This is a genomic window from Terasakiella sp. (genome assembly GCF_048267425.1).
In the GTDB taxonomy this organism is placed as follows: Bacteria; Pseudomonadota; Alphaproteobacteria; order Rhodospirillales; family Terasakiellaceae; genus Terasakiella.
On the sequence record NZ_JBLWXN010000010.1, the window covers coordinates 61837 to 86642 of the forward strand.

General features: G+C 49.9%; 26 protein-coding genes and 1 tRNA gene. 16 read left to right on the plus strand and 11 right to left on the minus strand.

Annotated features, from left to right (window positions below; translation table 11 throughout):
• Nucleotides 1-4: 4 nt before the first annotated feature.
• The 3 genes from sdhD to ACN0VA_RS14850 form a co-directional block, all read right to left on the minus strand.
• A complete protein-coding gene (gene sdhD / locus ACN0VA_RS14840; protein ID WP_417821907.1) occupies nucleotides 5-385 on the minus strand; it encodes a succinate dehydrogenase, hydrophobic membrane anchor protein in 381 nt (126 codons plus the stop codon).
• A gap of 10 nt (nucleotides 386-395) precedes the next feature.
• On the minus strand, nucleotides 396-776 hold the full coding sequence (gene sdhC, locus ACN0VA_RS14845; protein ID WP_417821908.1) for a succinate dehydrogenase, cytochrome b556 subunit: 381 nt from the start codon (nucleotides 774-776) through the stop codon (nucleotides 396-398).
• Nucleotides 777-1066: 290 nt separating this feature from the next.
• Nucleotides 1067-1645: an RNA methyltransferase gene (locus ACN0VA_RS14850; protein ID WP_188663788.1), complete on the minus strand. Its 579-nt coding sequence runs from the start codon at nucleotides 1643-1645 to the stop codon at nucleotides 1067-1069.
• An 84-nt stretch (nucleotides 1646-1729) separates the two neighbouring features.
• Here ACN0VA_RS14850 and ACN0VA_RS14855 point away from each other — a divergent pair, with 84 nt between their 5' ends.
• Nucleotides 1730-2710, plus strand: a complete 981-nt coding sequence (locus tag ACN0VA_RS14855; protein ID WP_417821909.1) for an NADPH:quinone oxidoreductase family protein — start codon at nucleotides 1730-1732, stop codon at nucleotides 2708-2710.
• Here ACN0VA_RS14855 and ACN0VA_RS14860 read toward each other — a convergent pair.
• Nucleotides 2700-3914: an MFS transporter gene (locus tag ACN0VA_RS14860; RefSeq protein WP_417821910.1), complete on the minus strand. Its 1215-nt coding sequence runs from the start codon at nucleotides 3912-3914 to the stop codon at nucleotides 2700-2702. The genes ACN0VA_RS14855 and ACN0VA_RS14860 overlap by 11 nt on opposite strands.
• Nucleotides 3915-4042: 128 nt before the next feature.
• Between ACN0VA_RS14860 and ACN0VA_RS14865 the strand changes: the two genes are divergently transcribed.
• From ACN0VA_RS14865 to ACN0VA_RS14910, 10 genes are all read left to right on the plus strand, one after another.
• Entirely contained in the window at nucleotides 4043-5317 is a 1275-nt protein-coding gene (locus ACN0VA_RS14865) for a glutamate-5-semialdehyde dehydrogenase (RefSeq protein WP_417821911.1), read from the plus strand.
• A 9-nt stretch (nucleotides 5318-5326) separates the two neighbouring features.
• Entirely contained in the window at nucleotides 5327-5926 is a 600-nt protein-coding gene (locus ACN0VA_RS14870; RefSeq protein ID WP_417821912.1) for a nicotinate-nucleotide adenylyltransferase, read from the plus strand.
• Nucleotides 5927-5978: 52 nt separating this feature from the next.
• Entirely contained in the window at nucleotides 5979-6323 is a 345-nt protein-coding gene (gene rsfS, locus ACN0VA_RS14875) for a ribosome silencing factor (RefSeq protein ID WP_417821913.1), read from the plus strand.
• A 5-nt stretch (nucleotides 6324-6328) separates the two neighbouring features.
• A complete protein-coding gene (gene rlmH, locus ACN0VA_RS14880; protein WP_417821914.1) occupies nucleotides 6329-6793 on the plus strand; it encodes a 23S rRNA (pseudouridine(1915)-N(3))-methyltransferase RlmH in 465 nt (154 codons plus the stop codon).
• A gap of 196 nt (nucleotides 6794-6989) precedes the next feature.
• Complete coding sequence (locus ACN0VA_RS14885; protein ID WP_417821915.1) at nucleotides 6990-7712, plus strand: chemotaxis protein; 723 nt, start codon at nucleotides 6990-6992, stop codon at nucleotides 7710-7712.
• A 138-nt stretch (nucleotides 7713-7850) separates the two neighbouring features.
• Entirely contained in the window at nucleotides 7851-9413 is a 1563-nt protein-coding gene (gpmI, locus tag ACN0VA_RS14890; protein WP_417821916.1) for a 2,3-bisphosphoglycerate-independent phosphoglycerate mutase, read from the plus strand.
• Complete coding sequence (locus tag ACN0VA_RS14895) at nucleotides 9400-10647, plus strand: murein hydrolase activator EnvC family protein (protein ID WP_417821917.1); 1248 nt, start codon at nucleotides 9400-9402, stop codon at nucleotides 10645-10647. Before gpmI ends, ACN0VA_RS14895 begins: the two co-directional genes overlap by 14 nt.
• On the plus strand, nucleotides 10644-11960 hold the full coding sequence (locus ACN0VA_RS14900; RefSeq protein ID WP_417821918.1) for a S41 family peptidase: 1317 nt from the start codon (nucleotides 10644-10646) through the stop codon (nucleotides 11958-11960). Before ACN0VA_RS14895 ends, ACN0VA_RS14900 begins: the two co-directional genes overlap by 4 nt.
• A gap of 15 nt (nucleotides 11961-11975) precedes the next feature.
• A complete protein-coding gene (locus ACN0VA_RS14905) occupies nucleotides 11976-13406 on the plus strand; it encodes a divergent polysaccharide deacetylase family protein (protein ID WP_417821919.1) in 1431 nt (476 codons plus the stop codon).
• Nucleotide 13407: 1 nt separating this feature from the next.
• Nucleotides 13408-13884, plus strand: coding sequence for an RNA pyrophosphohydrolase (locus ACN0VA_RS14910; RefSeq protein WP_417821920.1), 477 nt, complete (start codon nucleotides 13408-13410; stop codon nucleotides 13882-13884).
• Here the strand turns inward: ACN0VA_RS14910 and ACN0VA_RS14915 are convergent.
• Complete coding sequence (locus ACN0VA_RS14915) at nucleotides 13876-14085, minus strand: hypothetical protein (RefSeq protein WP_417821921.1); 210 nt, start codon at nucleotides 14083-14085, stop codon at nucleotides 13876-13878. The genes ACN0VA_RS14910 and ACN0VA_RS14915 overlap by 9 nt on opposite strands.
• Before the next feature lie 65 nt (nucleotides 14086-14150).
• Between ACN0VA_RS14915 and ACN0VA_RS14920 the strand changes: the two genes are divergently transcribed.
• On the plus strand, nucleotides 14151-14795 hold the full coding sequence (locus ACN0VA_RS14920; RefSeq protein WP_417821922.1) for an NnrU family protein: 645 nt from the start codon (nucleotides 14151-14153) through the stop codon (nucleotides 14793-14795).
• Here the strand turns inward: ACN0VA_RS14920 and ACN0VA_RS14925 are convergent.
• The 3 genes from ACN0VA_RS14925 to ACN0VA_RS14935 all read right to left on the minus strand — a co-directional run bounded on the left by ACN0VA_RS14925 (nucleotide 14783) and on the right by ACN0VA_RS14935 (nucleotide 17749).
• Nucleotides 14783-15856: a PQQ-dependent sugar dehydrogenase gene (locus ACN0VA_RS14925; protein ID WP_417821923.1), complete on the minus strand. Its 1074-nt coding sequence runs from the start codon at nucleotides 15854-15856 to the stop codon at nucleotides 14783-14785. The genes ACN0VA_RS14920 and ACN0VA_RS14925 overlap by 13 nt on opposite strands.
• Before the next feature lie 102 nt (nucleotides 15857-15958).
• On the minus strand, nucleotides 15959-16456 hold the full coding sequence (gene gpt / locus ACN0VA_RS14930) for a xanthine phosphoribosyltransferase (RefSeq protein WP_417821924.1): 498 nt from the start codon (nucleotides 16454-16456) through the stop codon (nucleotides 15959-15961).
• A gap of 129 nt (nucleotides 16457-16585) precedes the next feature.
• Nucleotides 16586-17749, minus strand: a complete 1164-nt coding sequence (locus ACN0VA_RS14935; protein WP_417821925.1) for a hypothetical protein — start codon at nucleotides 17747-17749, stop codon at nucleotides 16586-16588.
• A 316-nt stretch (nucleotides 17750-18065) separates the two neighbouring features.
• On the opposite strand from ACN0VA_RS14935, the gene ACN0VA_RS14940 reads away from it, so the two are divergent.
• Nucleotides 18066-18142, plus strand: a tRNA-Arg gene (locus ACN0VA_RS14940).
• An 88-nt stretch (nucleotides 18143-18230) separates the two neighbouring features.
• Here the strand turns inward: ACN0VA_RS14940 and ACN0VA_RS14945 are convergent.
• The 3 genes from ACN0VA_RS14945 to znuA all read right to left on the minus strand — a co-directional run bounded on the left by ACN0VA_RS14945 (nucleotide 18231) and on the right by znuA (nucleotide 22715).
• Nucleotides 18231-20087 carry a cyclic nucleotide-binding domain-containing protein gene (locus ACN0VA_RS14945; protein ID WP_417821926.1) on the minus strand — a complete coding sequence of 619 codons (1857 nt, stop codon included), beginning with the start codon at nucleotides 20085-20087 and terminating at the stop codon, nucleotides 18231-18233.
• 215 nt (nucleotides 20088-20302) lie between these two features.
• Nucleotides 20303-21712, minus strand: a complete 1410-nt coding sequence (locus ACN0VA_RS14950) for a tetratricopeptide repeat protein (protein ID WP_417821927.1) — start codon at nucleotides 21710-21712, stop codon at nucleotides 20303-20305.
• A gap of 79 nt (nucleotides 21713-21791) precedes the next feature.
• Nucleotides 21792-22715 carry a zinc ABC transporter substrate-binding protein ZnuA gene (gene znuA / locus ACN0VA_RS14955; RefSeq protein WP_417821928.1) on the minus strand — a complete coding sequence of 308 codons (924 nt, stop codon included), beginning with the start codon at nucleotides 22713-22715 and terminating at the stop codon, nucleotides 21792-21794.
• Between the two features lie 103 nt (nucleotides 22716-22818).
• Here znuA and ACN0VA_RS14960 point away from each other — a divergent pair, with 103 nt between their 5' ends.
• From ACN0VA_RS14960 to ACN0VA_RS14970, 3 genes are read left to right on the plus strand one after another with little or no spacing between them, the layout of a single operon-like run.
• Entirely contained in the window at nucleotides 22819-23622 is an 804-nt protein-coding gene (locus ACN0VA_RS14960; protein WP_417821929.1) for an ATP-binding cassette domain-containing protein, read from the plus strand.
• A complete protein-coding gene (gene znuB / locus ACN0VA_RS14965) occupies nucleotides 23615-24409 on the plus strand; it encodes a zinc ABC transporter permease subunit ZnuB (RefSeq protein WP_417821930.1) in 795 nt (264 codons plus the stop codon). Before ACN0VA_RS14960 ends, znuB begins: the two co-directional genes overlap by 8 nt.
• Nucleotides 24410-24411: 2 nt before the next feature.
• Entirely contained in the window at nucleotides 24412-24804 is a 393-nt protein-coding gene (locus ACN0VA_RS14970) for a Fur family transcriptional regulator (protein ID WP_417821931.1), read from the plus strand.
• Nucleotides 24805-24806 lie beyond the last annotated feature (2 nt).

Below are 24806 nucleotides of genomic sequence, written 5' to 3' on the forward strand. Positions count from 1 at the left end.
TTCATTAGCCTCCAAAGGCAACGCGCAGAACTGCTGTAATGGACGCAAAGCCCATCAGTGCTGCGATCAGTTTGATAAACACCAGAAGGAAAACCTTCTTGGCTTCACAGGATACGTAGTCTTCAATCACGACCTGAAGGCCGAGAACTGCGTGATAGAACATCGTGAAGATGAACAGGCAGAGGAAAACAACGTTGCCGTGATCACCGAGCCAGTCCTTGTAGGCGGCATAATCGGCATCGGCGAGGCCAATGAGAGAGAAGACGAACCAAAGAGCCAGCGGCACCAGGGCAATCGCCGTTAAGCGTTGATGCCACCAGTGATGGACGCCGTTCTTTGTAGAGCCGAGGCTGCGAGCCTGACCCAAGTAGCTTTGCATTTTCATTCGTTCATCCTCACAGCGCTGCAAAAATCCAGAAGGCCACCGTCAGAATAACGGCGAGACCGATGGTCACGCGGCCAGAAGCCACGAGATCTTCTTTTTCAAGTCCACGAACCGTGTCCCAACGCAGGTGACGGATCCCGTTTACGAGGTGATAAAACAGGCACGCAGTCCAGCCGAAGACAATGATCATTCCAAACCAGGACGTCATCAGGGCTTGTGCCGTTGCGAAAGCTTCTGGACCGTACGCGGCTGCGACAATCCAATAAGTGAAAAAGACCAGACCAAGGGACATAATAATCCCTGTCATCCGGTGTGTAATTGACATTTTGCCGGCGAGCGGCAGTTTATAAACTTGTAGGTGCGGCGATAAGGGCCGATTTCCCGTTGTCATGGAGCGGTTCCTTTAACCATGAAAAAGAGGGATGCTGAAAAACATTTTGGGTTTACCCCTCCAAAGGACCGAAGTCAATCGCCGCCACGCATTTCGGTTAAAATTAAGGAAAATATAGGGGTTCAGAGGCTAGTGGTATGACCGCTGAGAGGCAAAATCGGGCAATTTCGATGGGAGAGCGAACAAAATCGGTATTGGAATGCGTATTTATGTCGTGGATTCGTTGCAATGCACAATGAAAGAACGATTTGAGAATGAAAATTGTTCTAAAGTTATATGCAACTTATAGGTCACTCGTCCCACTTCTCAGGCACACCCGGTGGGCTTTCTTCAAAGGGGGAGCCTTTGCGAAAAATCGGACTGCCGTGACTGGTCTGTGTGGGCAATTCTTCGGTCGGGCCACCTGCGCGCACCGGACGTGGGGCGAAACGTCCCATGCTTTGAACCCGGTCATACATAACAAGTGCACCGGCAACCCCGACATTGACGCAGAATTTCATTGGAATTTTGATGATATGGTCGCAACGATCAATCGTACTTTGTGGCAAGTTGGATCGTTCGGGGCCTAATATATAAGCCGCTTGGGTGGGGTGGCGAAAACTCGGCAGTTCAATAGCATCTTCGGTCAGTTCCACCCCGACCAATTGGCAACCTTTGGGCAAGAGCATATCTTCCAACGTGGGGAACGCATAAAACGGGGTGTGTTCCAGCGATTTGGAGGTGTCGGCCTTGTTGCCTTTGCGTTTGGTATATTGGGCATCGACCGTATAGACAAAGCTTGCGCCAAAGGCATGGGCGGTACGAAACAGATTGCCGACGTTGAACGGTTTGTTGACGCCGTGAATGCCAATGCCGAAATATCCGCGCATAGTGTCTTTCTCCAGAACTCAAAGCTTGCTACAAAAGTGTTCTCTACCTATCGCGCTCGCCCACATTGATCAAGGAGTTCTTACATGAAAGCCGCCCTGTGTACGTCATTGGATGGATATCAGTCTCTTGAAATTGTCGATATTGCTATTCCTGAACCGGGGGCCGGGCAGGTCTTAATTCGTGTGCAAGCGAGCGCTTTGAATTTTGCAGATAGTCTTATTGTAAAAGGCAAGTATCAGGTCAAACCACCGTTGCCGTTTTCCCCCGGACTGGAATGCGCTGGTGTGGTGGAGGCAATTGGTGCAGATGTAGAAAACTGTAAAGTCGGTCAACGGGTGATGGCCGTGCTGGATTGGGGTGGGTTTGCCGAATATGCTCTGGCAACAGCATCAGATGTTTACCCGATTGCCGATAATCTGGATTTTACCACGGCGGCAGCGGTCCCGGTTGCCTATGGCACATCGCATCATGGGTTGGTGATGAAAGCCGGCTTAAAGGCGGGCGAAACGCTGGTTGTGCATGGGGCTGCTGGCGGTGTTGGCCTAACCGCGGTGGAAATCGGCAAACGGGTTGGGGCAACGGTGATTGCCACAGCAGGCGGGCCGGAAAAACTGGCCATTTGTAAAGAACATGGCGCAGATCATTTGATTGACTACCGCGAAGGCGGTGTGCGTGAAAAGATTAAGGGACTGACGGGCGGTCTTGGCGCGCATGTGGCCTATGATCCAGTCGGGGGGGATCTGTTCACCGAAACCTTGCGTTCGACACGGCAGGACGGGCGAATTTTGGTGGTCGGATTTGCCAGTGGGGATATCCCGCAAATCCCAGCCAATATTATGATGGTGAAAAATATCACTTGTATTGGCTATCACTGGGGGGCGTATCGCAGTCTTGATCCAGATGCCTTACGGGCATCTTTTGCTGAATTGATGGACTGGATCGAAGACGGCAGCTTAAAATCGCATGTTTCCTTAACTTTTAATCTGGATCAGGTGAAAGAAGCTTACGAAGCTTTACTGTCACGCAAATCGACCGGCAAGGTGGTTGTGCAAATCAGACCGTAGCCGTTTCACGTTTGCGTAAAACCCCAAGCCAGATAACGGCAAATAACGAGATCAGGATGGGGGCCGCAATGGAAATGTTGACCCAGTCCCAGCCCCATGCATTTTGAATGGCACCGCTGGAGAAACTGGCCGCGGCGACTGTACCAAAGACAATGAAATCGTTCATCGCCTGAACCTTGGCGCGTTCAGTTGGGCGATAGCATTGTGTGAGAAGGCTGGAACCACCCACGAACATAAAGTTCCAGCCGACGCCCAAGGCGACGAGACCGAACCAGAAGTTCATCAGGTCAATCCCGCTGAGTGCCAATACCATACAGGCAAGGTTGAGGATTGCCCCGATACTGATGATATTGAGAACGCCAAAACGGGAGATCAGTTTCCCGGTGAAAAAGCTGGGCAGAAACATGCCGACCACGTGCCATTGGATAACAAAGGCAGCATCGTCAAATTCAAAACCGCAGGCCACCATCGCCAACGGGGTTGCCGTCATGACAAAGCTCATCACACCATAACCGATGGCCCCGGAAAGAACTGCGGTGATAAAGGCGGGCTGTCGGGCAATTTCTTTTAATGCACGGGCTGGGCCGTGCGTTTCATCATGGGTGCCGGGGTCCCGAAATTTAACAAACAGGACAATAGAAATTGCCAACAGATACAACCCGACGAGGGAGGCAAAGCCGCCTGCAAATAAAATCGGTTCGAAGTAATCGCGTGTTTGGGAAGCAAGCCACGGCCCTAAGAAGGCCGCAATAATGCCGCCTGCCATTACATAGGAAATCGCTTGGGGGCGGTGCGGGGCATCGACCACTTCGGTGGCAGCAAAACGCAGGTACTGACTGAAGGCATTGGTGATGCCAAGCCCGAAACTGCCTGCCGCAAAGATCCAGTAGGAATTTTCAAAAATCCCCCATGTGGCCAGCAAGGCGGCACTGACACCGATGCAAAACCCGACGGAGAAACCGGCTTTTCGACCAATTTTCCCCATTAAAAGGGAGGCAGGGATCGTTGCACACATCATACCGACAAATTGGATGGCAAGGGGGAGGGTTGCCATTGCCGGATCTTTCGCCAGATAGGTCCCGGTCAGGGCGGTCAGCGTCATAATCAGGCTGGACCCGCTCATCATCATGGCTTGACAGCCTGCTAGTAAAAAAACCTGCCAGCGGTCAGCATTCCAATTATATGTATATGTCTGTGTGCTCATAAGCTTGTGATACAGGTTGCCAGCACGATTGGAAATGCTTATTTTAGCACCCCAATTGAAATTCGACGTTCTTCTATATCAACTATATATAAAGAGAGCGTTTTATTTAACCTGAAGGATTTAGTGCAATGACAGCGCAAGAAGCTCAAGATATCAAGGCGATGATGACAGACCTCGGCCAAAATGCAAAAGCGGCCGCTTTGGAACTGTCTGTTGCGCCAACTGAGCAAAAAAATGATGCGCTGTTAAAAGCAGCAGCGCTTTTGCGTAGCCATACGGACAAGATCAAGCAGGCCAATGCTAAGGATATGGCCGCCGGGGAGCAAAAGGGCTTAAGCAGTTCTTTGCTGGATCGCCTGATGTTAGATGATGCCCGGATCGAAGCGATGGCAAAAGGGTTGGAAGCCATTGCCCAATTGCCCGATCCGGTTGGCGAAGTCATGTCTGAATGGGACCGCCCCAACGGTTTAAATATCGCGCGCGTGCGCGTACCTTTAGGGGTGATCGGTATCATTTACGAATCCCGTCCCAACGTAACGGCAGATGCCGGTGCTTTGTCGTTGAAGTCGGGCAATGTGGCGATTTTGCGCGGTGGATCTGAAAGTTTTCATTCCAGCCATGCGATTATGGATGGTCTGGTTGAAGCCCTTGATCAAGCAGGCTTGCCCAAAACCTGTATTCAAATGATCCCGACAACAGACCGTGCCGCCGTTGGTGAAATGTTGACCATGTCTGATGTCATCGACGTGATTGTACCGCGTGGTGGCAAGGGATTGATTGAACGTATCACACGGGAATCAAAAATTCCCTTGTTCAAACATCTTGACGGGATTTGTCATATTTATGTGGATGAAGCTGCCGATCTGGAGAAAGCGCGCAAGGTTGTTGTAAACGGTAAAATGCGTCGCACTGGAATTTGCGGGGCGACAGAAACCTTGTTGGTCAACCGTGCAGTGGTCGATAGCCATCTTGGTGCGATTGTAAACGATTTGATTGATGCAGGCTGTCAATTGCGCGGTGATGCGGAAGCTTGCGCCGTGGATAGCCGGATCACCCCTGCAACTGAAGAAGACTGGGGCGCAGAATATCTTGATGCCATTCTTTCCATTAAGGTCGTGGACGATGTGAACGAAGCGGTCAACCATATCAATACCTATGGATCGCACCATACCGATTGCATCATTACCGAAGACGGTGCAACGGCGGAAAATTTCCTCAATCGGGTGGATAGTGCGATTTGTGTCCTTAATGCCTCCACACAATTTGCCGATGGTGGGGAATTCGGCATGGGGGCGGAAATCGGCATTTCCACGGGTAAAATGCATGCGCGTGGCCCGGTTGGCGTCGAACAGCTCACCAGTTTTAAATATAAGGTGCGCGGTGACGGTCAGTGCCGTCCGTAAATATTGGCAATGGCACTTCCGTCTTTTGGACCGCAAACGAAAATGACAGTTGGCCTGTTGGGTGGGTCGTTTAATCCGGCCCACTCCGGTCATGTCTATATTTCAGAGTTGGCCTTGCGTAAATTGAAACTGGATCATGTCTGGTGGCTGGTCAGTCCGCAAAATCCGCTAAAGCCGACAAAAGGGATGGCACCGCTTGCCCAAAGGGTCGCTTCGGCGCAAAAAGTGGTGCGTAATTCGCGGATTCAGATTACAACACTTGAAACGCAACTCAACACCCGCTATACCGCCGACACGCTTGAAGCATTGAAGCGACGTTATCCCAATATTCGTTTTGTCTGGATTATGGGTGCCGATAATCTGGCGAGCTTTCATCGCTGGAAGGATTGGCAGAAAATCTTTGGTACCTGCGGGATTGCCATTTTTCACCGTCCGTCCTATGCTTTAAGGGCGCTGTCGTCGCTGGCGGCACAACGTTTTACGCATTACAGATTGTCTGATCACAAAGCCTCTGTTTTAAAACGTAAAAAGCCACCGGCTTGGGTTTTTTTGCCCATTCGCGGGATGCCGATATCAGCGAGCGAGATTCGAAAACAAATGAAGGACTAGGACCATAGCACGCAAACAAAACGGCCAGATGACTTCCAAGGAAATTTTGGAAATGGCTGTCACCTCACTTGATGACGACAAGGCGAAAGATATCGTTACCATCGATTTGGCGGGGAAATCCAGCATTGCCGATCACCTTGTTATTGCGTCCGGTACATCCCAGCGTCAAGTTGTCGCGATGGCGGAACATTTGATGGAAAAGCTGAAGGCAGAAGGTCTGAAAGGTCTGTTTGCCGAAGGTAAAGAACAAGGCGATTGGGTCGTGATTGACGCATTCGATGTGATTGTTCATCTTTTCCGCCCGGAAGTCCGCGAGTTCTACAATCTTGAAAAGATGTGGAATGTGTCCATGCCGGAAAGCGGAACCAGCGAAGAAAATTCCGAACATATCGGTTAAGTATCATGCAGGCACGTTGCCATATCCTTGCGATGGGCAAGTGGAAGAAGGGGCCTGAAAAAGACCTCTTTGATACCTATTGTGCGCGCATGCGACCTGCCCCGGTTCTCAAAGAACTGGATGTGCGCAAAAAATTGTCGGGACCTGAGCTGAAACAGGCTGAAGCCGACCTGTTGTTAAATGGGGTTCCAAACGGGGCGGTGGTTGTCGCGCTGGATGAACGGGGCAAGACCATGAGTAGCCGTGATTTTGCCGGTAAAATTGGTCAATGGCAGGATCGTGGCGTTGGTGATATTACCTTTATTATCGGTGGGGCGGACGGTCTGGATGAAACGGTGCGCCAACGTGCGGACTTGTTGATCAGTTTTGGGGCGATGACATGGCCCCATATGCTGGTGCGCCCAATGTTGGCTGAACAATTGTTTCGCGCCGATGCGATTCTATCCGGTCATCCTTATCATCGGGACTGATTTTGTAATTTAGCGCAAATGTGTGGTTACGGGCTGAGATCGCGCGTCCGGGATTTGTGTTCTTTCCTTTTTTTCCTTCTTTTTCGTCACTTTATTCACTTTTGTGCAATAAAGACATTTGCGGTTTTGACGAAACGAGGCATAATCCCTATAAATTGAGAAACGACTTTCAGCAATAAGGGGCATAGCGATAAAAATGCAAGACTCATTAAGCTCATATACGTTGGATGCGCCAGACCGTCAGGTGTCGCACTATCAGCATGAACTTTTCCAACAATGCCGTAATACGTTTGAGGCATTTCAAGGCTTGGGTGATGTCGCAGAAGACATGCGTATCTTGTCGTTGAACGCAGAATTGGCCGCTGGTCGTGCCGGCACCTATGGTGTGTCTATTCGTGCGTTGACCCAATATACCCGTGAGTTGGTGAACCGTCTTGAGCAAATCAATCTTGAAATGAAAAAGATTGAAGCATTTGAAGAAGACGAAGCGGATGCGACAGACAATCAGACTGTTGAATATAGTGCGGACCCGTCAGATGCATCTTATGAAGAATATGAAGACGGTGCGGAATATGCGACAGAAGAATACGCATATGATGAGGAACAAAGCGCTGCTGAAATGGACGGCGTCGCTTATGCCCTGCAAAAATTCAATGATGACAATGGTGGTGTGAAGTATCTGAATGATCAGGCCAAACGCATTGCCGAAGTTGTTTCCCAGTCGAACTCAATTGCGACCAACATGGCGATTGAGGCGGCAACGGCTGGTCAGTACGAAGATACTTTTACAAACGTTGCCAACGATATGCGTGGCTTTGTAGATACCTTGAAAAATATGGTAACACGTGCGCAAGACTCGATTGAAAAAGCGTTTCGTGCTGAAAAAAGCTTGAAAGAAATCGAAGCCGCCGGGCGTTAAGTTTCGTAAGGTTTCGATTTGAAATGAATTCTTGTGGGTCGCCTCTCGTATAAAAGCCGTTTTTTCTGGCTTTTTTGCGGGGGCGACCCACATAAATTACACCCCCTGTTTCTTTTAATTCAGACTTGAAGACCAACAATGACCCAGACCTTGACACCCCGCCCGACCGTTCTTTGTATTTTGGATGGCTGGGGAGAGCGTAGCGAACAGAACGACAATGCGATTGCGCTGGCAAACACACCAACGTGGGACCGCCTTTATCGGGAATGCCCGACAACACGTTTGAATGCTTCGGCGGAAAATGTCGGCCTGCCCAGTGGTCAAATGGGGAATTCAGAAGTCGGTCATATGAATTTGGGGGCCGGCCGTATTGTGATGCAAAATCTACCCCGCATTGACAAGGCAGTGGCCGAAAATTCATTGGGTGAAACCGATGCCATGAAAGACCTCGCCCTTGCTTTGAAAAAAAGTGGCGGCGTTTGTCATATGATGGGATTGCTCTCGCCGGGTGGGGTGCATTCTTCACAAGATCATATGGTGGCGCTTGCCAAGACGTTGGATGCACAGGGTATTGCCGTGCGTATTCACGCCTTTTTGGATGGGCGCGATACCCCACCCAGCAGTGCGCGTGACTATGTGGCGACATTTGAAAATGATATTGCCGATTGTGCGAATGTCAAAATTGTTACGGTGAGTGGGCGTTTCTATGCGATGGACCGTGACGAACGTTGGGACCGTGTGTCCAAAGCATACGTTGCAATGGTTTGTGCAACCGGTGAAACAGCCGATAGTGCCGATCAGGCGATTGCACAATCTTATGCCAAAGACGAAACAGACGAATTTGTACTACCAACCATTATCGGGGATTATGCCGGAATGGAAGACGGCGATGCCTTGTTGATGGCCAATTTCCGCGCCGATCGTGCCCGTGAAATCCTGTCAGCGCTTGCAGACCCGGCTTTTAACGGTTTTGTGCGTGAAAAGGTTGTTTCTTGGGTGGAAAAAACAGGCATGGTGGAATATTCCACTCATCATAACGGGTTTATGACGGCCTTGTTCCCGGCGGAAAAATTACAAAACATTTTAGGCCAAGTGGTTGCAGAGGCCGGTTTGAAGCAACTGCGTATTGCCGAAACGGAAAAATATGCGCATGTGACGTTCTTCCTCAATGGCGGCGAAGAACAGGTCTTTGAAGGCGAAGATCGTATCTTGGTTCCGTCACCCAAAGTTGCGACCTATGATTTGCAGCCGGAAATGTCAGCCCCTGAATTAACCGATAAATTGGTTGGTGCCATTGAAAGTGAAAAATACGATTTGATTGTTGTGAATTACGCCAATGGGGACATGGTCGGTCATACGGGTGTTTTGGACGCAGCGATTAAGGCGGCAGAAACGGTTGATAACTGCCTTGCCCGTTTGGAAACGGCTATCAAAAAAACCGGTGGAGCCATGTTTGTCACAGCCGATCATGGCAATGCGGAAATGATGAAAGACGAAAAAAGCGGGCAACCGCATACGGCACATACACTAAATCCGGTGCCTGTGATATTAGTCAATGCGCCGGGTGACGTGAAAGAATTGTCCGAAGGGGCATTGTCTGATGTGGCACCGACTTTATTGCAGTTGATGGGATTGCCGCAACCGGCACAAATGACGGGGACTTCTTTAATCAAAGGTGCAGGACTTCGTGCAGCGGAATAAATATCGCACAATTTTAACAGGCTGTTCGGCGTTGTTCTTATGGGCAATGCCGATTATGGTCGATGCAGCTGATCAGCAGGATGAATTGCGCCGTATTGAACGCGATATTAAAACCAGCGAACAACATAAAACGGATTTCCGTCTGAAATCCGAACAACTTAAAAAAGAAGCCTCCGCCTTGCGCGCTGAACTGATTGCCTTGTCTCAATCTGTTCAACAGCGCGAAGCCAATGTAACGCGTTTGGAAAAGGCATTGGCTGAAATTACGTTTGAAGAAAAACAGGCCCGTAAAGTTCTGGAAGAACGTCATGGGCAGTCTGTGGAAACCTTAATGGCGTTGCAACGTATGGCGTTGAACCCGCCTGAAGCCATTATCGCCTTGCCGCAGCCGCCTGCTGATATGGTGCGTAGTGCGATTTTGTTACGCTCAATTGTGCCGCATATTCAAGCGCAGGCTGAGGCTTTGCGCCAAGAAGTTGAAGGATACGCGAAAAAACGTGAAAAGCTGGAAGATCAGAAAAAACGATTAGGCTATGCCAATCGCGATCTTGAGGATGAACGTCGGCGCTTGAATGCTTTAATCGAAGAGAAAAAAGCCCTGAGCGTGAAATATCTGGCGGATAGTAAGACGGCAGGGCAGCGTATTGCGAAGTTGAGTGAAAAGGCAAATTCATTACGCAATTTGTTAACTGAGATTGAGCGTGAAAAAAAACGCCAAGCCAAAATCAAGGCCGCGACACCACCGCGTAAACCCGATACGCCCCAAACTGAGGAAGACGATAACGGTCTTGAAATCGTTTTAGGCAAACCACCCAGCGGAAAACCGATCACAAAATCCAAAGGAAATTTGACACGCCCGGCAAGCGGCGCAATTGTTATGCAATTTGGACAACGTGAAAAACTGGGGGGAAAGCACAAGGGAATTAGCTTCCAAACCCGGCGCGGGGGGCAAGTTGTTGCCACTTATGACGGTCAAATCGCATTTGCAGGCCCTTTTCGGGGGTATAAGCAGCTGTTAATCATTGATCATGGCGCTGGATATCATACACTACTGACAGGGATGGATCGTATTGATGTATCTGTGGGGCAATGGCTTTTGGCAGGTGAACCTGTTGGAGCGATGTCTACGGATAAATCCAATAATGACCCTCTTTATTTTGAACTGCGCAAAAACGGCGCACCGATCAATCCGTTGCCGTGGATCCGGCAACGCAATGCAAAGGCGCAAGGATGACCATTCGATTTTCCACAACGATCGCTTTCTTAGGCACATTTTTGTTGGCGACCCAACTTGGAGCCCAAGAGGTCAAGAAAGACGATCCGAGCAAGACTTATCAGCTTCTCGACTTGTTCGGTGATGTTTTTGAAAAAGTCCGCACCGATTATGTGGAAGAGAAAACCGACCAAGAAATCATAGAAGCCGCTATTCAAGGGATGCTGAGCTCACTTGATCCACATTCCAGCTTTTTAAATGCCGATCATTTTAAAGACATGCAGGTGCAAACCAAAGGGCAGTTTGGCGGTCTAGGGATACAGGTTTCGATGGATCCAAGCGGATTGATCAAAGTAATTTCCCCCATTGATGAAACACCTGCCTTTAAAGCGGGTATCAAGGCGGGGGATTTGATCAGTCATTTGGATGGTCAACCGGTTAATGGATTAACGCTTAATCAGGCCGTTGATAAGATGCGTGGTCCGGTTGGTGCCGATATGACGATGACGATTCGCAGAAACGGGGAAAAGCCGTTTGATGTGACCGTTACGCGGGCTGTGATCAAGGTGCCTTCCGTGCGTCACCATTTGGAAGGCGATGTCGGTTATATCCGTATCACAAGCTTTACCGAGCAGACCGAACTGGGACTGAAAAAAGCGGTTGATGCTTTTAACGAAGAAAAAGGCGACCGACTGAAAGGGCTTGTTTTGGATTTACGAAACAACCCAGGCGGCTTACTGGATCAGGCGATTTCTGTTTCAGATGCGTTTTTGAACCAAGGCGAAATCGTTTCAACGCGCTCTCGTCGGGTCGAAGATATTCAACGTTTTAACGCACGTCCCGGTGATATTGCCGATGGTTTGCCGATTGTGGTTTTGATTAACGGTGGGTCTGCGTCTGCGTCTGAAATTGTTGCCGGTGCTTTACAGGATCATGCCCGTGCCTTGATTTTAGGAACACGCTCTTTTGGGAAGGGCTCCGTTCAAACCATCATTCCGATGGGAACAAATGGGGCGATGCGTTTGACAACGGCCCGTTATTACACGCCGTCAGGACGTTCTATTCAGGCGGTTGGGATCGAACCCGATATCAAGGTTGAAATCGCCCGTATTGAAAAAATTGGCACAGGTGTAGGAACGCGCGAGGCAGATTTGCGTGGCTCTCTTGAAAATACCGATGAAAATGCAGAAGAGCGGCAAAAGAAAGTTGAAGCCGAACGTAACGGTAAGGATAAGGCAGAAGAAAAACCGGAAGATTATCAGTTGAGCCGTGCGCTGGATCTGATTGCCGGGATTGCCCTTTATTCTGAAATGCCGCGTACCACGGAAGAATAACGGAAAGTAACTGACATGGCCGACGACACCCTCGACGACTTTGATCTGGATGATGACGATGATATGCCCAGTGGGGAAAGCGGCGTTCCCGCCCCCACTGATTATGACGATGATGACTTCGATTTAGAAGACGATTTCGATTATGATGAAGGCGGCGGATCATCCAAATTCAAAGAGCTGCTGAAAGATAAAAAGAAGCTGGCGATCGTTGGTGTTGCGGCGGTCTTGGGGCTGTCGGCTATCGGCGGTGGGGCATGGTATTTTATGTCCGATGGTGATGATGCTGAAATGGCAGAGGCCGGGGCGGCAAAATCCGGTGGAGTAGGGGTGGCGGTTGGTCTGGCCCTGCAACAACAGGCCACATCCGGCCTGACGCCACAAACAAAATTGACGGCAGGGGGGGTGACGGGTGGTGCAAAACTGACCGCAGGTGGTACCACAACCGGTAAATTGACAGCTGGGGCCGCTTTGTCAGAAGCCCCATCAAGTCCAGCCCCTTCTATGGGAGGGAATATGGGGGGATATAACCCTGAAAACCCGGATGTCCCATTGTCAACAGCGGCCGTGGGAGAGGTCGGCGTGATGATCCCGGCTGTTTTGCCGCAGGCCGTGGCTGGGTTGGGAACACCAAAAGCTGCGCAAGGAGCCGCCCAAGCTGTAGATGGGAAGTTGTTGGAACAAACACAGGAAGGTTTGTTGCCGATTATTTCAGAAGACGGCCGAGAATCGTGGAAAACATATGCCCGTCCCTTTGGCGGTGATCCCAGCAAACCTATGATCGGCCTTGTCATCACAGGGTTGGGCATGAGTGAAAGTTTAACGCAAGCCGTCATCGATCATGCACCGGCGGATGCGACGCTGGCCTTTAGCCCCTATGGACGTGGGGTGAAGCAATGGGTGGAAAAAGCCCGTGCGATGGGCCATGAAGTTTTGTTGGATTTACCGATGGAAGCGGAGAGCTTCCCGGTTGATGATCCCGGCCCCTTGGCCATGATGACGACGAAAAAACCGGCGGAGAACCTGAAATTATTAAGTCTGATTATGGGGCAGGCGCAAGGCTATACCGGATTTGTCGGTGAATTTGGAACACGTTTTTTGCGGGATGCCAAAGCGATGGCGCCGGTATTGGGGGAATTGAAAGCCCGCGGTTTATTCTTTATGGACCCACATACGGCGCAAGGCAGTGTCTCGTTGGAAATGGCAGACCAGATGCAGTTGCCCCGTGCCATTGCCAACAGCCAAGTCGATACCAATGTGGCACCGACACGGATACGGGCACAGCTTGAAACATTGACAGCGGTTGCAAAAAATCAAGGGATGACGGTTGCCATGATGCGTGCAACGCCCAATAGTTTGGAAACTCTGAAGGCATGGGCCGGGAGTTTGCAAGGCCAGGGCGTGCAATTAACACCCATGAGTTTCTTGGCAGGAAGGCAAAAATCCTGATATGGCCGGTAAGAAGAAAAAAAAGGATTTACCCTATCGTCCCTGTGTCGGGATCTGTCTGATCAATTCAGACGGGAAGGTTTTTGTGGCAGAGCGGCTGGATACGCCGGATGCCTGGCAAATGCCGCAAGGTGGCATTGATAAAGGGGAAGACCCCGAAACAGCCGCCCTGCGCGAACTTGAAGAAGAGATCGGTACCAATAAGGCCCGCTTTTTAGGGCGGACCGAAGGGTGGCTGACTTATGATTTACCGGATGACTTGATCGGTAAAGTCTGGAAAGGCAAATATCGCGGGCAAAAGCAAATTTGGTATGCGTTTGCCTTTGAAGGAAGCGACAGTGATATTGATATTGAAACAGAACACCCGGAATTTGCCCGTTGGCAATGGGTGGAACTGCAGCAAATTGTCGACCTGATTGTCCCGTTCAAACGCGATATTTATGCTGAAATCGTGCGGCAGTTCAAAAAATTAATTTAACTGATCTGGCGTGTTGGGGCCTTCGGCTTCATCTGCGGGTATGCCGAGAGGGTCAACTTCAACGCGATCTGCAATTAATTCGCAGGCGTCCGCATTGGTCAACATCTGTTCTTTTAGTTCCGGGTTTTGATCGGCGATTGCGCGAAAGAAGTTGGATGCCGCGCGTAAAAGTTTTGCAGCAAGTTCAGCGTTGTTGGCCATAATATTTCCTTTATTCTACATCAGTATCCCTAGCCTAACGACCCGAAAGGAGCTTTGCAAAGATTATGTCGGATCTTTTGTTCAGTATTGCGGTCTTTTTGGCTGCACATATCATTCCATCCTATGCCCCCTTGCGTCACAGTGTGGTTGCAAAAATGGGGGAACGGACCTTCATGTCTGTTTATGGCGTGATCAGTCTGGCCTTGTTTGTCTGGTTGATTTACAGCTATCAACAAGCCCCGTATGTTGAGCTTTGGATGATGAGCGAATGGATGCGTCATACCGTTTTGTTCGTTATGTTTTGGGTGTGCTTGCTTTTAATTTGTACATTTTCGCAGCCTAATCCGTTTTCGTTAGGGATCGGTGGGAAAAACTTTGATCCGGACCACCCGGGCATTGTCGCATTGACGAAACATCCGGCTTTCTGGGCTTTTGCACTTTGGTCGTTTGTGCATATTTTGCCCAATGGGGATGTGGCTTCTGTTCTCTTTTTTGGTTTGATGGGCGGGCTCAGTCTTTATGGCCCGATTTCTCTGAATAAAAAAAGACAAGATAAAATGGGGATTGAGAACTGGCAGGATTTACAAACGCGTGTCAAGAAAGGCTGGCCGCGTATTGGGTGGTGGCGTTGGCTTCTTGCCCTTGTTCTTTATGGTGGATTAGTGATGGCGCATGGGCCTGTAATTGGCGTTATCCCTTATTCTTCATAATCAAGAATAAAGACAGTTCCCTCATAATCATCTGAAATCAACATACGACCATCGGCCCATTGTTCAAGATCCACAGGGCGTGCAACCGGATGACTGTCTTGGTTAAGAAAGCCGCCAATAAAGACTTCCTCATCTGAGATGTTGCCGCGTTTATCAAAGGGGTGAAAGGAAATGCGGTAGCCGACGGGCGCGCTGCGATTCCATGAACCATGTTGGGCAACGAAAAGCCCTCGTGTATAACGTTCGGGAAAACGGGTTCCTGTATAAAATTCGATCCCCAACGGGGCGATATGCGCCTGAAAGGCATGAACCGGGGGGCGATTGAGCGGTGGTGTTTCATCGACAAAGTCGCTGACGCGGGATTGCCCACCCCCGAAATAGGGATAACCGAAATGCAAACCTGCGACCGGTGCGCGGTTCAATTCATCGGCGGGAATATCATCCCCCATATTGTCGGCACCGTTATCAGTAAAAAATAAATCGCGTGTGACGGGATCAAAGGCCAAGCCAACACTGTTACGAATACCGCGCGCAAAAACGACGGGGACCCATGTGTCGGGATCAAAACGTAAAATAGTGCCTTCCATTCCCCGGGGGCGGCAGATGTTGCAAGGCACACCAATACTGACATAAAGGCCGCCATCCGGTCCAAAGACCCCGTAACGCCAACCATGTCGGCGTTTGTTCGGGAATTCATCAAAAAGGACTTCGGGTTTCGGTAACTTTTCGGGCAGTCGGGTGCCGATTTTATAGCGGATCAATCGGTGTTGTTCGATGACATAGAGAAAACCGTCTTTCCATGCCAATCCATTGGGGACTGTCAGGTTGCTGCTGAGAAGGCGGACCTCTTCAGCTTCGCCGTCTCGGTTTTCATCAAGAATCGCATAAATAGCTGATTCTCGTGTCCCGACAAAGACGACGCCTAATTGTGGGACGCCGACGATTGTGCGTGCACCGGGAATATAGGCAAAGGTGTTCAGGCGAAAACCATCAGGCAAAATGGGATTTGCAAATGCCGAAAAAGACGCAAGAAGCGTAACAAGGAATAAGCCAATTTTCATATAAGAACTATAGCAGGTTCATTTTGATGGCGCATACAATAAAAACCTCCACACAGAGGCAACCGTGTGGAGGTTTTTGTTCATCAGGCGAAGGACGTCCGATCAACCTTTGTCGGTTCCGATCGGTTTGCTGTATTGCAGTTGGGTATCCCAAGGGAAGAAAACCCATGTTTCCTGCGCAACTTCTTTAACGAAGCTGTCAACCAAGGGGCGACCTTCCGGTTTAGCATAAAGGGTGACGAAGAAGGCCTTGGGCATCATCTCGCGCACGGCTTTGGCGGTTGTCCCGGTATCGACCAGATCGTCAATCATCAGCCAACCTTCGCCGTCACCGGCCATGCTGGCTTCTTTCATCACGTTGACGGAACCGCTCAGTTCTGCGGCATCGTCGCGATAAGCCTCAACACAAACGGTTTCGATCAGTTTAATCCCCAGCTCGCGGGCCATAATGGCTGCGGGGATCAGGCCGCCGCGTGTAATTGCGATAATGCCTTTGAATGTGCCCTTTTTGTGGATTTGGCGGGCAAGGGCGCGCGTATCTTTATGGACTTCAGCCCAAGATACGACTTCTGAAACGATATCGTCTTCCAAGGAGGTCATGACTTACCTTCAATTTTCTACGTAAAATGCCCCTTCTAATAACTTGAACGATCGGTCAAGTCAAAGAAGATAAAAAAGCCGACCCGCTTTTTTTATTCGGATCGGCTTTTTTGCGTGTGGTCAATTGTATCAGCGCAAGTAGAGGTGCACTTCGTTAGACTGTGCCGTGCGGCTCGTGCTGGCACTCAAGGCAACGCGGCTGGGCGGAAGGCCCATTTCAGTCAGGCTTTGCAGAACTTGTTCGGCCTGACGACGTGCTTGTGTGGAACCCAGTGCCTGTTGCCCGACCGCGGCTTGTTGCGGTGTGATGGCAACCAGATCGAAAGTCGCATCGGGGCGACGATCCAGAACCTGACTGACGGTTGTGTACAGCGCTTGCTGATAGTTGACTTTATTGCGATCAAAGCGAATCACAACGAGCGGGCGACGATTTGTCGGCATCGCACTGCGTTGGAAGCTAGGACGCGTAATGCTGGATGTAATGCCTGTCGATGTCCCGCTCATGCGGTTGGACAGGGACGCACCGTAAATTTCACCGGCTTTCACGCCAGCGGCCAATGCGTTCAGGTTGGCGCGTTCAGCAGCAACATAATTGGTTTGGCGCCGCACATCCTCTGTGACTTCTTTGAGGAGGCGTTCGATCAAGACAACGGTCTGATTGACCTCGTCCTGCAAAATAGCCAACTGACGATGATCTTCATCAACCGCACCGGATAGACCGAACGCTGATTGAACGGATTCCAGCATATAAGCCGACATGGCTGAGTCTTCGGCAACTTTTTGTGCCAGCGAACTCATTTGTGCAATGTCGCTGCTGATACGATCCAGATCGCTCAGTGAACTGTTGAATTGTTGAACCAAGATCGGGTTGCCGGGGGTGGTGCCGACCTGTAAACGCGCGTTAATGGCGGCGACAGTGCCGTGATAACGTTGCGAATCCTGAACCGTTTTCCCACGTAATGCCTGCAATTCGCCGTTGTGGACGCGGATCTGGTCAATCAACTGTGCCAGTTCACCGCGCATGCTTACGACTTTTTTGCCAACAAACGTGCCCGTTGCTTCGCCCTGAGTCACAGGGGCCGGATCGAAATTCGTTGTACCGAGGACGGGCTGACCCGTGCTGGCAATTGATTGACTAGCTGCGTCACCTTGCGCAGCTTGTTCAGACGTAGCAGTGTTTTCTGCCGGGTCTTCCCCTGTCAGGGAAGGCCATAATGCCTCTTCTGTAAAAGAGCACGCAGACAACGCGAGCGTTGTTACAACAATCCCTGCCTTTGACCACTTAAGAACCATAGTGTACGGCTACCTTTGTTTTAAGTCTCAAATTCGGCAGAGGATACTACCGAACTCTATGATTTGTTGATTTCCCCTGAGGTAAGCCCTTGGTTCCCCCCAGTTAAATGCGGGCAAATCTTACCCTAAATAAACCATAGGCGACAAGGGCGTATTTGTGTTTTTTTGCAATCTCCTAAGGATATTTAATCCAGAATGTAATTTTTTTGAAAAAAAGTGCATTTTTCCTCTTGACCGATGACCTTCATATCGCTACTTTCCGCGCCACCCCACAAGGGGTTGCCCAACGGTTCTTCCGGGACGGTAAATAAAATAAGCGCCCATAGCTCAACTGGATAGAGTACCTGACTACGAATCAGGCGGTTGGAGGTTCGACTCCTTCTGGGCGCGCCATTTTCAAAGCCTCAAGGTTAACGCCTTGGGGCTTTGTTCTTTTTTGGCAATGGAACATCTTTCGGGGCGGAGTTGCGTGTCTTTACGCTTATTCTTCGCGTAACGAATTTTCTTCTGCCGCCGTTTCAGCACTGTCATCGAAATCTTCCAGTGTGAAGTTTTCCGTTTCTGTACTGTTTTGTGTTCCGAGCAAGGGGCCAAGGTCAATGGCGACTTCTTGTGCGCGCGATAAATTTTTCTGGGTGACTTGTGCCAGTTTGGTTGCTTTGCGGGCTTCATAAACGTCCAACGCCGCCTGAAAGGCTTTGACGGCCGCGTCGGCGGTTTCCGGTTTTCTCGTTTTTTGACAGAGCATGAACAGAGCAGACCCCAAATTATTTTGCGTTGCGGCCCACAACATGGGGGTATGGGTTTTGCTGCGCACAGCAAGGGCTTCACGGCAGGCCTCGGCAGAACGGGCAATCATATCCAGATCGCCGCGTTGACTGCCCAGCAATTGCAGGGCGCGGGCCAGGTGATGTTTGGCTTCTCCCCAGCGTTGCGGGGTGGCGGAGGCTGTAAAGACCTGCAAAGCATTTTGATAAGCCGAGATCGATTCCTGAAGGGCGTTATCGTCATCACCGATTTGATCTTTCTTATAAAGCAATTGCCCGATCATGGCTTGTAGATCCGCCCATTCGGTTGGAAAGGCGCTTTTTTCGAAGACACGACTGGCTTCGCGCAAAGATTCGATAGAGGCCTCAAGCAGGTTTTTCTCCCCGCCCATTTCAAACCAGCTGTTTTGCGTATAGGCAAGGTGGCGATGGACAATCCCTTCCCACAGATCGCCGGACCCGCGTCGTATGGCGCGTAAAACCTTGAGATAGGTTTCTTCGGCTTCTTTCAGATAGACCGTTTTTTTGGTGAAATACCCGCAAGACGCCATCAGGTTGGCTAGTCCGGTTTCAAACCGGGCTTGTTGCGGTGTTTTTAATTCGCGCATGCGTTTTTGCAAGGCAGGGCGCGCATCGTTTAAGGCGCTTTCCAGCAAACTGTCCATACATTCAAGTTGCGTTTTATTGGACGGGATCAAGGCGGCAAGAACGACACCGTAAAGATAGGGGGCCAGGATATCGTCTAACTCGCTGGGCATATCAATGCCATCACAGGGCAATATGCTGCCGGCGCGCTCGTGGCGCAAAGGGTGTAACTGAGCCAGTCGCAAGTGAACGGTTTGCGCATTGTTTCGCGCTTGCCCCCACACCAACAGATCACCATCCAGTTCGTTGAGCCAGCGTTGCGCGGTTGATTTCATCTGTCCCCAAACCATCGGACTGTCGTTGAAATCATTCAGCGCAAAAGGCGATTCGGTGCGGCGGATACTAATATGTGCGCCGCCCAAACGTTGGGCCAATGTCTTCAGGCTTTCGTAAAACGCACTCGTAATTTGATTGTCCGGGTCATCGTGAAAATCAGCCAGCAAAATTTCGAACGTGGCCTGGCGTCCTTTGTCGGCACTGAATAAGCGTGAAAAGAATCCCTTTTTCTTTGCCGGGCTCGTTGCTGGTTTTGTCGGATCAGGTGGCGCTGCTGTTTTGGATGAAATACCCGCTTTGGCTAACATTTCATCGGCGGCGCGCAGACGTTCCACCAGTTTTGACATGACTTTGGAAGAAAGATCAGGATCGGTTTGGATGCCCTTCAGCAGGTTTTCAGGTTGTATCTCTTTAAGTGTCGCCGAACCGACGGCACGTGCTGTGGCGCTGCGGGGGCTTGCGTCAATGATGCCCATTTCACCAAACAGTTCGCCGGATTTCAAGTTGGCAAGACGCACAGCACCGTGTTTGCTGTTTTTGGTCAGCTCAACAGCACCCTTAATGATGACATAGGCAGCGCCACTGGCCTCACCTTCATTAAAAATGATATCGCCGTTTTTAAACTTTTTGATGGTCCCGCCGTCGGACATCTTTGTCTTACCTCTTTCAAGTCGTTCTGTATTATACAGAAATTCTCTTAAGGGAAAATTATCATGCAAGAAAATGAAATTGTAAATGCAATCTCCCGTTAGAAAGGGACATATGTCTTTCAAATTAGGTGGATTGGTGACTGCAAGTTACCCTGTTGGCCGATTGCAGGAACCTGTGGTCATCTCGGGGCTTTTATGGCGTTTGCAGATCGGCTTTAGTTAGACTGATTACGCATCAGGCGCAGACGTTTTTCATCCAGTGCGCGGTAAAGTTTTCTGAAACAATCTTCCCAATCACCGGGATGATCTTGCCGAAAAAGGCGCATGTCGGGATACCACGGGCTATCGGTTCGGTGCCACATCCAGCGCCAATCGGGTGTAAATGGCAACAAGACCCAGACTTCTTTGCCCATAGCCCCGGCCAAATGGGCAACAGAGGTATCAACGGTGACAACAAGGTCCAATTGATCGATCAGGGCCGCACTGTCTGCAAAATCTTTCAAATCCTTGCCTGCATCAAGAACCACACAATTGGCCCCGGTGGTTGTCAAATCTTTGCAGGCGGGTCCTTTTTGCAGGCTGATCAACGTCGTGCCAGTATCATTGGCCAGCGGTAGAAAAAGATCCAGCGCAACAGATCGTCTGCGATCATTTTGATGGGTTGGACTGCCCGCCCATACAATACCGATGTTCATGCCGCCTTTGGGGGCAGGGCGAAGATGAAGGGGATGTTTGTCTGGTTTGTGCAAATAAGGAGGTGTGCCGGGGATACAATCTTCACGAATATGTAGGATATGTCCCAAACTCATCAACGGAACCCAGAAATCAAAGACAGGAGGAACCTGTCCACTCGGGATCAATTGATCAACGGCGTCCATTTGTTCAAACAGACGCATGAGTTCAGGCGGTGTTTCCAAAATAATGGTGCCGCCGAACTTTTCTTTAATGGTGGGAAGCAGGCGGGCAAACTGGATGGCGTCACCAAAGCCCTGTTCGCGGTGAATGAATAAGGTGCAATCGGTTAAGGCTTCTCCCGTCCAACGTGGTTGTGTAAAGGTGCGCGGTGGGCTTCGATCCAGTGACCAGCGAGCATCGTATTCGGCAAACCCGGTTTTAAAATCACCGGACATAAGATAGGTCAGGGCACGATCCCAACGGCAATTTTTATAATCAGGGTCTATGTTCAGAATTTTATTGAAGAGGGCAATGGCATTTGTGCATTGGCCCGCATCGCGCAAGACAAGGGCAGCGTTATAAAGGTAAAGAAGCTCATCCGGCATCAGTTCGATGGCTTTGGTATGCGCCCCAAGGGCTTCTTCTAAACGGTCGAGATCGTTTAAGACGTTGCCCATATTGGAATAAGTTGCCCCATGATCTGGACGTATGGCAAGCGATCGTTTGTAACAGGTCAGGGCAGCGTTAAACCGCCCCAATTTGCGCAAGGCCACGGCCATATTGTTATAGGCATCGGCAAAAGTCGCATCCAATTGGGTACATTGTGCGTAATATTTAAGGGCTTCGTCCAGCTTATTGGATTGATGCAGGCGCACGGCCTTTTGGAAAAGCAGTTGTGCTTTTTCTTCGGGCGGCAATTTGTTGAATTCGATAGCGGGAGGCGTCGTCATAAAAAAAGCCAGCGTCCTGTTTGTGGGCGGGACGCTAGCTTATACAAAAATTCTCGTGTTCAAAAGACCGAATGTAAAATCAGGATTTCAGGCAACTTTCAAGAGAAGTCGCAATATTGTCCAACAGTTTGAAATACATATCCGGTCCTTCGTCGAGGGTCGCCCCAATCGGATCAAGCACACCGCTTTTGGCGGTGCTGCCTTCAATGACGGTTTTGACCAGTTTGGGCTGGAATTGAGGTTCCCTGAAGACGCAGACAGCTTTGCTTTTCTGAATGGTTTCGCGAACCTCCTGTAAATGTTTGGCGCCGGGCATTTTTTCAGGGGACAGGGTGACAGATGCAACGACATTTATATGAAAACGATGTTCAAAATGGGCATAGGCATCATGGAAGACGACAAAGGGGATATCGCGAATGTTTTCCAGTCTGTGTCCGATATCATGTGACATTTTGTCCAGACGGTTATGCATCTTTTCGGCGTTGGCTTGGTATTGGGCTTTGTGTTGCGGGTCGTGTCGGATCAAGGTTTGTGCAATGGTTCCAACCATTGCTTTGGCGTTTTGGGGGTCCAGCCAAAGATGCATATCCATTTCACCGTGGTGGTGTCCATCTTCGTCATGGTCGTGATGTTCTTCTTCTTCATGTTCGTCGTTTTCTTCATGGTTTTTAATCATATGAAGACCGGCGGCATCTTCCATTGCGACGACTTTGGCGTTTTGTCCCAAAGATTTTAACGGACTTTCCATGAATGTTTCCAACTCGTCCCCGATCCAGAAAATAACATCGGCCTTTTGCAGGTTTTGGGCATCCGATGGACGTAAATGATAATCATGGGGCGAACCGGCACCTTTTACAATCAGACTTGGTTCACCAACACCGGACATCACACCAGAAACGAGGGAATGTAGTGGTTTGATGGTGACGGCAACGTCCAAAGCAAAAGCGGGCAGGGAAAAAGTCGCAAAGGCAAAGGCGGTGGTAAGAAAAAGGGGGCGTTTCATGGGGAGGTCCTAATTGAAATGTTATACTATAACAATATTTACGTAATGATATAACGTATGCTAAAAGACCGATCAAGCAGAAAAAAACAGAAGGTGATCTACCTTGAATACCCAGCAACAAGACCTGATTGCATTGGATGGCGCAGGCGTTTACCGTCAGGGACGTTGGTTGATCCGCAATGTGGATTTGCATGTCAAACCCGGTGAAATCGTGACGTTAATTGGCCCCAATGGATCTGGTAAAAGCACGACCGTGAAATGTGCGATTGGGTTGGAAAAGGTAGATGAAGGGCGCGCTCTACGTAAATCTGATCTGAGCATTGGTTATGTTCCGCAAAAATTTTCCGTAGATGCGACTTTGCCTTTAACCGTTCGTCGGTTGATGACGTTGGGGGCACGTTACGGCGCGGCGCAAATTGAAGGCGCGCTGGATCAAGTGGGATTAAACGGGCGCACTGATGACTTGGTACAGCATCTTTCTGGCGGGGAACTCCAGCGTGCCCTTTTGGCCCGTGCCTTCATTGGAAAACCGAATTTACTGGTTTTGGATGAACCGGTTCAGGGTGTGGATTATGCAGGTGAAGCCGCCCTTTATGATCTGATTGGGCGTTTTCGCGATGATACCGGATGCGGGATCTTGTTAATTTCACATGACCTGCACGTCGTGATGGCAAAAACGGACCGTGTTTTATGTTTGAACGGTCATGTCTGTTGTACGGGCACCCCGCAAAGTGTGATGTCGAGTAAACAATATAGCGACCTGTTTGGCGCACGCGCGGCTGAATCTATCGCGATTTATCGACATCACCATGATCACACGCATTTATCGGATGGTCGGGTTTTACATGCGGATGGCAGTGTCAGTGATCATTGTCATAATGAAGAGGAAGGCCATGATCATGCTTGATGATTTTTTCACACGTGCCTTAATCGCGGGTGTCGGCCTGGCCTTGATTGTCGGGCCGTTGGGGTGTTTTGTCGTTTGGCGCCGTATGGCCTATTTTGGCGATACAATGGCCCATTCCGCCCTTCTTGGGGTGGCGCTTTCCTTTTTGTTTGATATTTCAATGACGCTGGGGGTATTTGGTATCGCCGCCCTTGTGTCTTTATTACTGGTGTTTTTGCAGAAAAAGAAAACCTTGCCGACAGATGCCTTACTGGGGATCTTATCACATTCGACTTTGGCGATTGGATTGGTCTTGGTTGCGTTTATGGCGTGGTTGCGTCTTGACCTCATGGGCTATTTATTTGGCGATATTCTGGCTGTTTCCAAAGGGGATATTGCCCTGATATATGGCGGGGGCTGTGTAATCCTTGCCGTATTGGGATTGACGTGGCGCCCCCTTTTGGCCGCCAGCGTCAGCGAAGAACTAGCTGAGGTTGAAGGGTTGAACCCACAACGCAGCAAGTTGATTTTTATGTTATTGATGGCGGCCGTTGTGGCAATTGCAATTAAAATTGTCGGTATTTTATTGGTGACGTCATTATTGATTATCCCTGCCGCCACGGCGCGCCGATTTGCCCCCTCTCCGGAAATGATGGCTTTGCTGTCCTCATTGATCGGCGGGGCAGCTGTTGTGGGCGGATTGTTTTTATCGTTGCATTACGATACGCCGTCCGGCCCTTCTGTTGTGGTTGCGGCTATGCTATTGTTTGTCCTGAGTTTATCTATGCCGTCTCAAAGGGGTTCTTAAACATGAAACTAACAAAAAATCAGGAACTTGTTTTTGGGCGACTGCAAAAATCCGGCACGCCGCAAAGTGCCTATGAGTTATTGGACAGCCTGCGTGAAGATGGCTTGCGTGCACCGCTACAAATTTATCGGGCTTTGGATAAATTGATTGAACTGGAATTGGTTCATCGTCTGGAAAGCGTGAATGCGTTTATCGCATGTAATCATGGGGATCATCACTGTCACAGTGGATTTTGTGCTTTTGCCATATGCGAAGCCTGTGGGCAGGTGACGGAATTTAGTGACAGTGTGATTTCGACACAGCTTCAGGATTGGGCACAGGCCAGCCAATTTAAAACCAAAAGCACCACCGTTGAAATTCGCGGTCTTTGTGCCAACTGTCAGAATACGTCCTGACT